This is a genomic window from Constantimarinum furrinae, from assembly GCF_014295415.1.
Lineage (GTDB): Bacteria > Bacteroidota > Bacteroidia > Flavobacteriales > Flavobacteriaceae > Constantimarinum > Constantimarinum furrinae.
Window position 1 is genome coordinate 472,638 of record NZ_CP052909.1, and the last position, 13,775, is coordinate 486,412.

General features: G+C 36.6%; 10 protein-coding genes. 8 read left to right on the plus strand and 2 right to left on the minus strand.

Features of this window, described 5'->3' with window-relative positions; all coding sequences use genetic code 11:
• The first annotated feature begins 37 nt into the window (after positions 1-37).
• The 6 genes from ALE3EI_RS02250 to ALE3EI_RS02275 are packed head-to-tail and all read left to right on the plus strand — an operon-like array spanning position 38 to position 10,142.
• The gene (locus tag ALE3EI_RS02250) at positions 38-1,360 is read left to right on the plus strand and encodes a restriction endonuclease subunit S (protein ID WP_186990416.1); all 1,323 of its coding nucleotides are present in this window, start codon (positions 38-40) and stop codon (positions 1,358-1,360) included.
• Between the two features lie 11 nt (positions 1,361-1,371).
• Entirely contained in the window at positions 1,372-2,544 is a 1,173-nt protein-coding gene (locus tag ALE3EI_RS02255; protein WP_186990418.1) for a pentapeptide repeat-containing protein, read from the plus strand.
• A 3-nt stretch (positions 2,545-2,547) separates the two neighbouring features.
• Positions 2,548-3,108 carry a hypothetical protein gene (locus ALE3EI_RS02260; protein ID WP_186990420.1) on the plus strand — a complete coding sequence of 187 codons (561 nt, stop codon included), beginning with the start codon at positions 2,548-2,550 and terminating at the stop codon, positions 3,106-3,108.
• A complete protein-coding gene (locus ALE3EI_RS02265) occupies positions 3,105-5,978 on the plus strand; it encodes a type I restriction endonuclease subunit R (RefSeq protein WP_186990422.1) in 2,874 nt (957 codons plus the stop codon). The genes ALE3EI_RS02260 and ALE3EI_RS02265 overlap by 4 nt, the downstream gene beginning before the upstream one ends.
• 59 nt (positions 5,979-6,037) lie before the next feature.
• Entirely contained in the window at positions 6,038-8,863 is a 2,826-nt protein-coding gene (locus tag ALE3EI_RS13655; protein ID WP_222614545.1) for an McrB family protein, read from the plus strand.
• Positions 8,847-10,142, plus strand: coding sequence for an McrC family protein (locus tag ALE3EI_RS02275; protein WP_186990424.1), 1,296 nt, complete (start codon positions 8,847-8,849; stop codon positions 10,140-10,142). Before ALE3EI_RS13655 ends, ALE3EI_RS02275 begins: the two co-directional genes overlap by 17 nt.
• Before the next feature lie 708 nt (positions 10,143-10,850).
• Here the strand turns inward: ALE3EI_RS02275 and ALE3EI_RS02280 are convergent.
• Positions 10,851-11,240: a hypothetical protein gene (locus ALE3EI_RS02280; protein WP_186990426.1), complete on the minus strand. Its 390-nt coding sequence runs from the start codon at positions 11,238-11,240 to the stop codon at positions 10,851-10,853.
• Between the two features lie 266 nt (positions 11,241-11,506).
• On the opposite strand from ALE3EI_RS02280, the gene ALE3EI_RS02285 reads away from it, so the two are divergent.
• Both ALE3EI_RS02285 and ALE3EI_RS02290 read left to right on the plus strand, forming a co-directional pair.
• Positions 11,507-11,968 (plus strand): mobile mystery protein A, encoded by a 462-nt coding sequence (locus tag ALE3EI_RS02285; RefSeq protein WP_186990428.1) that lies wholly within the window; start codon positions 11,507-11,509, stop codon positions 11,966-11,968.
• Complete coding sequence (locus ALE3EI_RS02290; RefSeq protein ID WP_186990430.1) at positions 11,959-12,555, plus strand: mobile mystery protein B; 597 nt, start codon at positions 11,959-11,961, stop codon at positions 12,553-12,555. Before ALE3EI_RS02285 ends, ALE3EI_RS02290 begins: the two co-directional genes overlap by 10 nt.
• A 333-nt stretch (positions 12,556-12,888) precedes the next feature.
• On the opposite strand, the gene ALE3EI_RS02295 is transcribed toward ALE3EI_RS02290, so the two are convergent.
• Positions 12,889-13,491 (minus strand): recombinase family protein, encoded by a 603-nt coding sequence (locus ALE3EI_RS02295; RefSeq protein ID WP_186990432.1) that lies wholly within the window; start codon positions 13,489-13,491, stop codon positions 12,889-12,891.
• Positions 13,492-13,775: the final 284 nt, after the last annotated feature.

The window sequence follows — 13,775 nt, forward strand, 5'->3', positions numbered from 1 at the left end:
ATGTATCGGAATCGTATCGAGAAGCACTATTAACTAAATGATAAATACCACCGCTACAAATATAGAAACCGAAAAAGAAGTTAGTAATGAGCGAAACATAAAGGTTCCGGCATTGCGATTTAATGAATTTGAGGAGATAATTGAGGAATCCTTATTTGGAAACCATTATACGTTTCATAGTACAAATTCTCTTTCTAGAGATAAATTGAATTATAATCATGGAGAAGTTAGAAATATTCATTATGGTGATATTCATACAAAATTTCAAACCCATTTTTACTTAGTAAAAGAACACGTTCCATTTATCAATGATGATGTTGATTTAGCAAGAATAAAGGAAGATTCATACTGTAAAGTTGGTGATTTGGTTATAGCAGATGCCTCGGAAGATTATGCCGATATAGGAAAGTGTATCGAACTCATCGATATAAATAATGAGAGGTTATTAGCCGGACTACACACATTTTTGGCAAGACCTTCGCAAGAAAGTACATCGCTTGGATATATGAGTTTTTTACTTAAATCATGGAAATTAAGAAGGCAGATAATGACAATTGCTCAAGGGACAAAAGTATTGAGTTTGTCTACCGGTAGAGTTTCAAAATTAAAACTTAATCTCCCCTCCCTCCCCGAACAACAAAAAATAGCCTCTTTTCTTTCTTCTGTCGATCAAAAAATACAACAACTCACCACAAAGAAAGAACTACTGGAGCAGTATAAAAAAGGGGTGATGCAAAAACTGTTTTCCCGGGAGCTACGGTTTAAGGATAAGGATGGGAAGGCGTTTCCGGAGTGGGAGGAGAAGTACTTTAAAGATATTGTTATTAAATACCGATTGGGAGGCAATTATACAAATACTGAAGAAGAAACTATTTACCCATTGATAAAAATGGGAAATCTTGGTCGAGGTACAATGAATACGAAAAAGTTAGATTATATACCGATTGATGAAGAAATAGATCCAAAAGATAAAATTCGATATGGAGATTTATTTTTCAATACTAGAAATACATTAGAATTAGTTGGAAAGGTCTCTATCTGGAGAAACGAATTACCAATTGCGTACTATAATTCAAATTTGATGTATTTGAAATTTGATGACAATTTTTTTATGAATTATAGATTGAATTCATACGAAGGAATTAAAGGATTGAAAAGATTTGCAACGGGAACTACTAGTGTAGCTGCAATTTATACCAAGGACTTACTTAAGCTAAAATTAAATATACCCTGCCTTGAAGAACAAAAAAAAATCGCTACCTATTTGTCAAGTATCGATTCCAAAATAGAAAATGTAAATAATCAAATAACCCTAACTCAAACCTTTAAAAAAGGGTTGTTGCAGCAGATGTTTGTGTAAATTATTAGATTATGACGGATGAGTTACTAAAAATAAAGTCCATAGAGGAATTAGTCCTGCAACTAAATACTCAAAGGCAAGTTGGTAACAAACTTGTTGGGCAATTAGAACATCTGGATATTGATTTTGACATTAATCTTCCTTTGGCGAAACAAACGGTTAAAAATCGATTACCGGCCGCAAGTAGTAATGATTTTGTTTTTCTTAATTGTCGATTTACAAAAACTGTAACTTTCAAAAGCAGCCATATTAATTTCTATTTTCTAAATTGTACTTTTCATGATATAAATGCTAATGACAAAGAGTTTATCGGCAAAGTCAGATTCCGAGAATGTGAATTTAAGTCGGAAGTTCTATTAGATAATGCCTCTTTTCGTGAATTGGTGGATTTCTGGCATTCAAAATTTTATAAGAAAACGATATTTCACAAAGTAGATTTTGACAAAACCGTTGTCTTTTCGGGATCCACGTTTTATGAAAATGTGCTATTTACCTACACTCTGTTCGCAAAATTAGGAATATTTAGAGGTACTGTTTGTAAAAAAGGTTATGATATTTCCCTTGCGATATTAGAAGGTAACCTTTCGATGTTTGACTTTGAATTGAAAGATTTTGATGTTGTTATGGGACCTTTAGAGGAAATGGAGTATGAATCTTTAGTTCATGACAAAGGAGATATTCCGATTAAAAATAAACGTGAAACATTTAGAATTCTTAAAAACATATTTGAGAAGAATTCGGACCATATAATTTCTCTGTATTACCGCCGTCTAGAATTGAGTACTTACGATGTTTTACTGAAGGATAAAATCAATCAGAAGATTAAGCCATGGACTAACAGATTAAACAGAGCAATCCTATGGTTAAATTATAATTCCAATATACATGGCACAAGTTTTTTTCGCGGTTTAATTTTTACTGGTTGTATAGGGTGGCTGTTTTTTTACTTTTCTTTAATCGCAACATCAGACTACTATATGACATTTAATCCTTGCAACTGGTCGTTAAAAGCCCTAACCGATTCTTTGAAATATTATTTTATCTCGATATCTCCAGTGCATAAACATACTTATATGGATGAGCTAGGACCGACATGGTCATTTTATCTTGCCGATTTCATGGGACGAATTTTCGTCTCCTACGGAATCTATCAAACGGTGCAGGCTTTTAGAAAATTTAGATGAAATATGAAGGAGTTAATAAATGGACAGACAATAGATTTTGATCTTCACAAAGCCGGTGATGGCAGTGCTACTAGTATTGATGGTTTGCACATGCATAAAAGAATGAATGGAAAAAGGTTTAAAGGTATTGATGTCCTTTTTCCATTAGATGAAAAAGAGGATGTGGTTTTTAGACCTTCTAAGACGCATAATTTATTAAGAAGACAATTATTAAATGAAGTTAGGCGAGCAGTAAGCAAAGACAAGTCCAAAAGGCAATACCTTGTTGATACTATTGTTGATGAAATAAGCAGATATACAGGTTATATGCCCCAGGTTAATCAAGTAGAATCTATAAAACGAGGAGCCGAAAGAATTGCAAAAATCTTTTCTAAGAACACAAAAATCGAAGAAGAAATGAAACAACAAATTCGCTCAAGATTGGATTTTTATGTAACAAAACATGAAAATGAGGATAAATCTTCATTTTATGTAAAGCAAGATTTTTTGCGAAATCGCATTAAAATAAGTGATGATTTGGAATCACTTTTTAAGGGTAACGAGAAAAGAAAAGTCGATAGATGAAAGCCCATGAACCCGAAGCCATACTAGAGAATAATTTAATCCGGCAACTCGAGAGCCTGGGTTTTGCACCTGTGAAAGTGCAGGATAGGGATGCGCTTTTGCACAATCTTAAAGGTCAGTTAGAAGCCTTCAACAAGGCAACCTATTCAGCAAATGAGTTCGATGCCATCCTCAATCATTTGGCCAAAGGCAATGTTTTTGAAAAGGCCAAGACCTTAAAAGATCGCTTTAGTTTTACCCGGCAAAATGGGGATACGGTCTATGTGCGTTTTTTTAATACTGAAAGCTGGAATGAGAATTTGTTTCAGGTAACCCATCAAATCGCACAGGAAGGATCCTACAAAAACCGTTACGATATCACTCTCTTAATAAACGGTCTGCCATTGGTACAAATTGAATTAAAGCGCCGCGGACTTGAGATAAAAGAAGCATTTAACCAAATTAATCGGTACCAAAAACATTCCTTTTGGAGCAATCATGGTCTCTTTCAATACGTGCAATTATTTGTGATAAGCAATGGGGTAAACACCAAATATTTGGCCAATAACCGCCGGCAATCTGTAAAACAGACTTTTTATTGGGCAGACGAGCACAACAAAAACATTCGGGAACTCCCGGATTTTGCAGAGGCCTTTCTAAATCCTGATCATCTGGGAAAAATGATATCCAACTATATTGTTCATAACGAAACCCATAAAATTTTAATGGTGTTACGTCCCTACCAGTACTATGCTGTAGAAAATATTGTACGACAGGTGGCGGAACGAAATGAGAACGGCTATATCTGGCATACTACCGGTTCGGGGAAGACCTTGACCTCCTTTAAGGCGAGTCAGATAGCGATGGACCTCCCCAATGTGTTTAAGGTAGTTTTTGTGGTGGACCGAAAGGATTTGGACTATCAGACCATGAACGAGTTTAACAGCTTTAAGAAGGATAGCGTAGATGTAACCGATAACACGCGCTCCCTGGTTAGACAATTGACCGATGATACCAAGTTGGTGCTTACCACGATACAAAAGCTAAATAATGCCATTAGCAAAGCACGGTACGAGAAGAACTTAACTCATCTTCAGGATAAAAAAGTGATTTTTATTTTCGATGAGTGTCATCGATCACAGTTTGGAGATACCCATAAACGCATCACCGAGTATTTTCAGAAGGCACAGTTATTTGGATTTACGGGTACGCCCATTTTTGCTGAGAACGCTTCAAAAAATGATTTGGGAAAACGAACCACCAAAGATCTCTTCGGTAAATGTCTCCATAAATACGTCATCACCGACGCCATTAGAGATCAGAATGTCTTAAAATTCGGAATCGAGTACATCGGGAAATACAAACGAAAGAGTAACACCTTCGTAGATATTGAAGTGGAAGATATCGATAAAGCGGAAGTTTACAGAGATCCCAAAAGACTGGAGAAGATAGTGGATTACATACTAGCCTATCACAATCAAAAGACTTTTTCAAGGGATTACTCCGCCTTGTTTGCAGTAAATAATATTGATACCCTTATTGCCTATTACGACATCTTGCAACGCAAAAAAGAAGCGGGGGAGCACGACTTACGTATCGCCACGATTTTTACTTTTGGCGTAAATGAGGAAGACGAAGACGCGCAAGATTATATTCCGGGAGATACCGTTCAGGAAGCCGCAGAACCGGGAGTGAAGTATATCTCGAGTCATACGCGAGATAAACTGGACTCATATATTAGTGATTATAACAAAATGTATCAGACCAGTTTTTCAACTAAGGATGGCCAGCAATTTGAAAACTATTTTAAAGACATCAGTAAGCGCTTAAAGGATCGTGAAAAGGAATCCTTTAATGAGGAAAAAGACCGTCTGGATATCGTATTGGTGGTCAATATGATGCTTACCGGTTTCGATGCAAAAAAGGTGAATACGCTCTATGTAGATAAAAATCTAAAGCATCACGGTTTAATCCAGGCATACTCACGAACCAACAGAATCCTGGGTGAGAAGAAATCGCAGGGAAATATTTTGTGTTTCAGAAATTTGAAAAAGGCCACCGATGATGCCATCGCTTTGTTTTCTAATAAGGATGCAATTGAAGATATTTTTATACCGCCCTATGAGGTAATCACTAAAAAATTTGATGAAGCCTTGGCGAGTGTGCTAAAAATCACTCCGAATTATCAGTATGTTGATGACCTACTAAGCGAAGAAGATGAACTGGCCTTTGTGCAGGCATTCAGAAGTTTACTGCGAGCGAAGAATGTTTTGGAATCTTACGTCGATTTTGATTGGGACGATTTGGAAATTGACGAACAAACCTTCGAAAATTATAAAAGTAAATATCTGGATTTATATGACAAGGTGAAGAATGACAATCAGAAGCACAAGGATTCCATTCTTGATGATATCGATTTTGAGGTGGAATTGATACATAGGGATCAGATTAACGTTGCTTATATTTTAAAGCTGCTGGCTAAGATGAAGCAGGGTACCGAATCTGAACGGGAAAAGCAGAAGAAGGCAATCAAGGAATTACTGAGCGGCGAAATAGAATTGCGCAGTAAGCGTGAATTAATAGAAAAGTTTATTGAAGAAAACCTGCCACATATAGTGGATCCGGATGATATACCGGACGAATTTGAAAAGTACTGGCAGGAGCAGAAAGTACTGGCATTAGCAAAACTCTGTGAAGAAGAAAATCTAGACAAACAGCAGTTCAGTGGTTTGGTAGAAGCATATATTTACACTACTCAGGAACCCCTGCGAGATGATGTTTTTAAATGTCTTGACAACCGACCTAGTGTTTTAAAAGTACGTGAAATAGGTGAGCGTATTATAAACAAGATGAAGGAGTTTGTTGAGGTATTTGTAAGGGGGGTTGGATAAAATCGATTGATTAAGGATAACCGCAATGTTAAATCGAATTTGATTAATACTTTTTGTCAATGACACAAGAGGAAATAAAACTATGGCGCGATGTGATGGAAAGAGTTATCACAGAGTTCAATCCAGACGATGAATACCCCAAGGGTACGAAGTATTTCGTTAAAGTTGGCGAAAAGGAAATTCCCCCAAAAGTTCTATATGGCAGGACATATAGGATAATTGAAAAAGAATACCCATCTGCTACACTTTATGATCGTTCTGGCGGCGTGAAGACGAATCAATTTATCGAAACCTGTGGATTCCAGATTGGAGAAAAGCTAAACTATTCTGTTGTTGAAGCAAACACTTTTGAACATCATTATAACAAAAAGGTTAAGAATGCTAGGGATTTTCAGAATTTCATTGATTTTGGATTTGAGATGCTGCAAAAACTGAATATAGATATGTATAAAGTGAGAATGGCTATTGATTCAGGAGGTGATATTTCCGTGATCATTGGTATGCGTGCGGCTTATACCTATAATGAAAAAAGTGGCAAATCGTTGATCGGGTTTTTAGTAAGTAAAGACTTTAAAGAAAAGAATAAAACGCGACTAAATTTTACTTCTGAATATAATTATGGCGGATATCCAGATCAATCTTTTGTTAAGGTGGAAATCACATCTTGGGCCGATCTGGATTCTGATTTACTTGATCATCATATCAGCCAAATAAAGCTGCAATACGATTATATTAAAGATTCAAAACAGACGCAGTGGAATGTAAAAGCGAATACCACCAATAGCGTTATTAAATATTTAATGTTTAGGAATGAAAATGTCGAGAATTGGGTAACCGCACTACATGAAGAAAAATATGATCTTCGTTATTGGGCCTTAGGATTCAACTCTAACTACGAGAGATTAGATCGCTTTAAAAATGAAAACTTTTGGCAAGCAATCGATTTCGATAAAAATGATACAAGTCCTACTGCTAGAACTACGCGAGCTAAGTTCGTCCAGATAAGTAAAGGGGATTTAGTTGTAATAAAGGGATATGGTGGCTCTCATGATTTAATCGTGCATTATTTAGGGAAAGTGAATGATATCAATTTGGAGGATGAAACATTGATGTTGGAGAAATTACCAGGAGAACTATATAGAGGGAAAGCACCTCGTGGTAAGGGAGCAGGTAATTGGCATGATACCATTATCGAGATAACACGAAAAAGGGATATAGAATTACTTTTTTATAATAAAGTCGGGACTGAGATGGAAAACGTAAAAGATGAGTTCATAAAATGGTTAATTGATAATCCTCGGTCTAATTATTTCAATAATGATTATGATACATTAAACAAATATTTAGATACTTATAATTCATATTTTGATCTAGACATTTTTCTTTGTAATCAGTCAAATTACATGACTGTCATTGGTGAAATTGAAAAGGTGGCATATCTTGACTCTAACAGCGAATTTTACAAATATAGTGATAGAGAAAGTACACATAGACCCAGAGCTATATTGGGTAAGACAAATTATTACCAATTTCTAAAAAATAAATTTCAATCCGACCAAGTAGTAATTGATAAAGCAGCCCATGCATTAAATAATAATACTATGGACTTAAATAAAATTTTATATGGTCCTCCCGGAACCGGGAAGACTTATAAACTGCAGCGTGAATATTTCGATAAATTCACTAAGAAAGAAACATCGTTGAATCGGAGTCAATTCATTGAAAATATAGTTTCTGAATTGTCTTGGTGGCAGGTCGTCGCTATTGCCGTATTGGATTTAAAAACTCCCAAAGTTTCTGAAATATATGCACATGAAATCATTCAGAAAAAAGCGCAATTGTCAAATTCCAAAACAGTTCGCCAGACAATATGGGGCCAATTACAGAGTCATACAGTCATGGAGTGTGAAAACGTGAATGTTCAGCGCCGAATGGAACCCTTATTATTCTATAAGAGAAAAAATTCTACCTGGACTATTAATCATGAATTTCTTGAGGAAAGCTTTCCGGAGGCGTTCGAAATCCTCACAAGCACTAAAAATTTTAGGCCCAATCCGGATAAATTAATTAGAAATTATGAATTTGTGACATTTCATCAGTCATTTGGATATGAAGATTTTATTGAAGGAATTAAACCTGTGATGGAAGAGGGTAGTCCTGAATTGACTTACGAGATTCAGGACGGTGTTTTTAAAAAACTCTGTATGCGAGCTCAGGGAGATCCAGATAATCAATACGCAATATTTATAGATGAGATAAACCGTGGAAATGTTTCAAGCATCTTCGGGGAACTTATCACATTGGTTGAGAACGACAAACGGATTGGCGAAGAAAATGAAATGACAGCTATACTCCCATACTCCAAACAAAGCTTTGGTGTACCAAGGAATATTCACATTATTGGCACTATGAACACTGCCGACCGCTCTGTTGAAGCTTTAGATACAGCGCTTAGACGAAGATTCGTATTTGAAGAAATCATGCCAAATCCGTCATTGCTAAATCAAATAGTCTTCGACGGTTTTAACATGGAGGAAGTCTTGAGAACAATTAACGAACGAATTGAAGTTCTGTTGGATCGGGATCATACCATAGGTCATTCTTATTTTATCAGTCTGAATTCGGGTGATACTATAAAACTCAAATCGATTTTCGCCAATAACATAATTCCTCTGTTACAGGAATATTTCTATCACGATTATGAAAAAATAGCCTTGATCCTGGGCGAGGGATTTGTTACGCCGAATAAACTAAAAATAAATTTTGCGACTTTTAAAGAGATTGATACCCCGGAATCGGAAACAAAATATCAACTCAGAACTCAAATTACTGATATTGAGAAAGCAGTTCGCATATTATTAAATCAGGATGAGCAGGACCAATAAAATACAGGTTTTTGAACATAAAGTATTGAAAATTGGCCATCGGTATAATGATATTAGGTTCGAAAATAGACATTTCGATGCCCTGGCAAAACTAAATCAGTATCACGACAATAGATACTTCACACTGTTGCATAAAGCAATTAAATTTTCGGAGTATGTCGGGGTAATACAAGTTGATGACTTAGTCATCGAAATTCTTCCGAAAGTGGACAATACAGGCGGTAAAGAAGGTCTATGGCAGAAGGTATTAATCGATATGCTAAAAGCAACAAAAAAGTTGAAAGTTCAAAATGTTGGTGAAGCTAAAATCTCAAAGCAAAATATTCATTTGCTCGATATTTATTTCGAGTGGTATTTAAATGAAATTCAGGATTTAATTCGAAAAGGTCTAATTAAAAAGTATTATTTAAATACCGAAAACGTAAAAGCATTGAAGGGCAAACTGGAGTTTGCGGGACATATACAACAAAATTTAATCCATAAAGAACGTTTTTACACGTCGCATCAGATTTATGATAAAGATCATCTTATACATCAAATACTAAACCGGGCATTATCGATAATCGAGAATTTATCCAAGGGAGATTACTTGTATTCCAAATGTAAAACGGTGCAATTAGATTTTCCTGAAACTTCGTACCTCACTTGTTCTGCACAAACATTTCAAAAAATTAAGTTCAATCGGAAAAACGCACCATATAGGACTGCCATTGAAATTGCCAGAATTATAATTCTAAATTATGCCCCAAATGTTACATCCGGATCCGAACAATTGTTGGCTTTATTATTCGATATGAACAGGCTATGGGAAGATTATGTCTTAATTCAATTAAAAAAGAAACTTTCAGATTCCATTTATCAAGTGTTTGGACAAAATACCAAACCATTTATTAACTCAAATTATCTCAAACCGGATATTGTGATCCAGAATATACATGATGCTTCAGACGTTTATATTATAGATACTAAATGGAAAGTACCCGGTAAGAGTACTGCCAAGAATGAAGACTTGCGACAATTGTATACATATGGTCGCTTCTGGAAAGCAAAAAAAGTCTTGCTCCTTTATCCGGGTGATATTAAGAAAGGAATGTATGAATTCTTCTTAACCGATGATTATATTCGGCTTAGCGGTTCAGACACAGCAGAGTATTCCTTTCTTGAAATAAAACATCAATGCAAAATGGGATCTGTTTCTATTATAGATGAAAACAATTTAGGTCTAGATCAAAATATAGGTGAAAAAATACTTGAGATTTTGGAACTACCTGTATCTTAAAAAACACATCCAAGAAAGTGAAATTAATCGTAGTTATTCCTCTATCTCAATATCCTATTCCCTAAGTATGACATCATAATCTTAACGCTGTTGCCGCGTTTAAAGATTCCTAACAAAAGGTGCCCTTTCTTTTGGTTCGTTTTAGCTCGCACCCTAATGTTTGATAAATAGGTGCTCGTGAATCTACGATTTCTTTGGGTATGCAAAGAAAATGAACATGGAATCTTTTATTCCTTTACATTCTTTTTTGCTTCTCCAAAAAAGAATCAAAAAAAGAGACCTCTTCGAAGGTATTTTCAAAATCGCTGTCGCGTTTTGAAACCGGCTCCAAAACTCCGCGTCACTACGCTCCTGGATCCCCGCCTTGACAGTCGGGGAGGTCGGAGCTTTTGTTCACCTATACTGGACGAAGAGGGGTTTTCCTGCTTCGCAGGAATGCAATTTTTTCCACAAAAAAACCAGAAAATCGTCCAGAATATGGGGAGCAGCTCAAAGAAAACCAAAAAATGCTCCGCACTTTTCCGGGTTTTTTATGCCCTTCACACTTTGAAGCAAGCTTCCAGTGCTCATGGCATAAAAAAACCTCTTGGTTTCCCAAGAGGTTTTCTTTGTAGCGGGGAGGGTCGAATTATCGAACCGATTCTTGAACGATTTTCTGTCGGTTAGTGAGTTTGAAATTGTGCAGGCTGCGAACTCAAATTCAACACACTAATCATCGTCCTCTGTTTCGTGAAAATCCGAGAAGCGTACTTCCTCATCATAATCTATTTCAGGATACTTCTTATCATACTTGTCATGCAGAACTATGTGTAGTCGCTTGAACAAAACTGGCAGAATGTTCTTCTCCTCGATATGTACTGACATGCTGACGATATGCTCCTTCTCATCTGTGCTTTGTTTTTTATCAACGCAGTATAGTGATACGTGGGGGTCTTCGGTACCATAGATAGAAATACCAACAATTTTAAATCGTGTCGTATCCAGCTTGAAGAATTTTGCCATCCTTGCTAAATCATCACCACCTCCACTTCCTAAATAATCAGATATGTCGGCTGCTGCATACCCTGTAAAGTCTGTATATTGGGTGCTTGCTTTCATTTTTTTAGTTTTTAGAATTAATAATGTCATGCTAGGAGTCAAAAAGCACGCCAGAGGTTCGTTTACCGCAAGAAGTTTGTACGTATAGTGTGATTTCGGACGAAATGGCAGGAGAACGAATGACATATGTTCACATATAAGTGAACATTTTCTATTTTTTGTTAGCGTATATACTAACATTTTTATATTTTTGTTCACATATATGTGAATTTTTTATAATATTTGTTAGCATATACGTGAACAATATGCATAAATCAGTATGACTTATGAGAAACAAGAAGTTACTAGCTTTAAAACAGTTAGACAGAAAAATCGAACCATTTATGGACACGGAACGTGTCGAAATTCCTAGTGGTGGATGGATAAGAGTAATTCGCAACTCCTTAAACATTACCCTCGAACAGCTGGGGAGTAAACTCGGAATGGGGCGAACTGGAGTAAAAAATCTTGAAGAACGAGAAGCGAATGGAACAATAACGCTCAAGTATCTTCAAGAATTTGCTATGGCTTTAGAACTTAAGTTTGTGTATGGTTTCGTCCCTATCAAAGGTACGTTCGAAGACTTGGTCGAGGCTAAATCCAGAAATTTAGCGAGAGAAATAGTAATGAGAACAAGTCACAATATGGCACTTGAGAATCAAGCGATTGAAGATGAAAGATTGAAAGAAGCAGTAGAGGAACTTGCTGCTGAAATAAAAAATGAAGTCCGTAAATCGATATGGGACTAGATTTAGAGTATCAAGACGGTCAGACGACTTTAGAGGAAGAGGAAAAGGAAGGTCTTAAAATCCCCACCGTTACCTCGCACAAAGAATTAAATGAACATGAACAGTTAAACATCCAAAACGCTCTTGAATGGGTAGTCACCAAAAAGTTCAAGGTTAATCAAGTTTTATCCGAAAACTTTATAAAACTACTTCATAAGAGAATGTATGGTGATGTGTGGAAGTGGGCGGGAAAATTTCGTCAATCCGAAAAGAACATTGGGGTTAAATGGATTCAAATCGGCATAGCCTTGAGAACCTTGCTTGATGATACTAAGTTATGGATTGAAGAAGGAACGTTCCCGCCTGATGAGATAGCAATACGCTTTAAGCACAGGTTAGTTAGCATCCATTGCTTCCCAAATGGAAATGGCAGACATTCACGGCTAATGGCGGATATATTGATAGAAAGAATTCTTGGACAACCTCGATTTAGTTGGGGCAATAGTAATCTAGTTGAAGCTTCGGAAACTCGTTCAAACTATATCCAAGCCTTGAAAGAAGCTGACGTAAACAACTTCGAGCCATTAATAGCTTTCGCTAGAAGCTAAGAACCAGTGGTACCGATATTACCAGTAAAAGTTACAGCGAACGGTTCCAAACAAAGGGTGCCGTTGGTACCACCAAACTTGACTTGGAACAAATTTTCTATCTCTGACCGTTACCGTATATTTAACCATCGTCCTTGTGAGCCTCATCCATCCTTACAACTGAAAATCTAATTCGAAGCCATGTGCCGCTGCCAACTCTTCACATCATACATGGACTCGATAATTCGCTTAGCAGCCGATGGTGAAGTCGCTTCACACGACACCGAAACATAATGTCCTCCTGATTTCAACCAAATAGCTCCCTTGTAGGTTTGTGTTGTCATTATAATCCTTTTACAGCAATTGTTCATTTAATGCTTTCTTCACCCGTTGAGCAACACCTAGACTTACGCCACCCAATGCCGCTGCACGTCTCAAGGATTCACCGTTCTTAAGCTCAATGGTGACTTTCTTATACTTCTTTAGAAACTCTTCAGTTGTCATGCGAGAACCGTACAAGCGACCTTTATAGACTCCTTTGGCTTTGGCTATCTCAATGCCTTGACGCTGTCGTTCGAGCATATTGTTCCGCTCCATCTCGCTCACATTACCCAGGACCGATACAATCATCTTAAAGATTGGGTTCTGCGTTCCATCAACCATTGAATACATACCGATGTTCTCCACATAAAGGTTGACGTTCCTTTCGGTCAGGAATTCACAGACGGTAAGGATGTCCAGTATGTTCCTTCCAATACGGTCAATTGATAACACATGAACCTCAGTGATTATCCCTATGTTAACGCCGTCAACCAATTTTTTACCTTGAGGTCTTTCGAAAAACGAAACGGCACCGCTTATCTTGTCTACAAACACCTTATCGAATTCGGATTCATTCTTCACCTGTCTAGCCGTATTTTGTTCGAGTGATGAAATGCGCACGTACTTTACTTTCATGATTCCTTATTTATACATCAAATATAGCGTATTATTTTAGCCTGGCAAACATATACACCTGAAAACCAGGTATTTATCCACTTCTGGTGTATCTAACATAAGCATGCTTCAACTAATACACTCTATGTATATACAGCATCTATTTGAAACTTTGAAATCTGTCAAAAAAAAAAATTTAACACCTCCGACCTGTTGTATATACACATCTTAATTCAGCCTATTTATAAGAGCGGATACGGGACCGAGAAATTCATTTATTTTTTTCGATATCGTTTGAAGACAGG

Coding starts and splice junctions, on each gene's coding strand:
- ALE3EI_RS02260 (WP_186990420.1), top strand. CDS start 2,548: ATGAAGGAGTTAATAAATGGACAGACAATAGATTTTGATCTTCACAAA.
- ALE3EI_RS02275 (WP_186990424.1), top strand. CDS start 8,847: ATGAGCAGGACCAATAAAATACAGGTTTTTGAACATAAAGTATTGAAA.
- ALE3EI_RS02295 (WP_186990432.1), bottom strand. CDS start 13,491: ATGAAAGTAAAGTACGTGCGCATTTCATCACTCGAACAAAATACGGCT.
- ALE3EI_RS02280 (WP_186990426.1), bottom strand. CDS start 11,240: ATGAAAGCAAGCACCCAATATACAGACTTTACAGGGTATGCAGCAGCC.
- ALE3EI_RS02290 (WP_186990430.1), top strand. CDS start 11,959: ATGGGACTAGATTTAGAGTATCAAGACGGTCAGACGACTTTAGAGGAA.
- ALE3EI_RS02265 (WP_186990422.1), top strand. CDS start 3,105: ATGAAAGCCCATGAACCCGAAGCCATACTAGAGAATAATTTAATCCGG.
- ALE3EI_RS02255 (WP_186990418.1), top strand. CDS start 1,372: ATGACGGATGAGTTACTAAAAATAAAGTCCATAGAGGAATTAGTCCTG.
- ALE3EI_RS13655 (WP_222614545.1), top strand. CDS start 6,038: ATGACACAAGAGGAAATAAAACTATGGCGCGATGTGATGGAAAGAGTT.
- ALE3EI_RS02285 (WP_186990428.1), top strand. CDS start 11,507: ATGAGAAACAAGAAGTTACTAGCTTTAAAACAGTTAGACAGAAAAATC.
- ALE3EI_RS02250 (WP_186990416.1), top strand. CDS start 38: ATGATAAATACCACCGCTACAAATATAGAAACCGAAAAAGAAGTTAGT.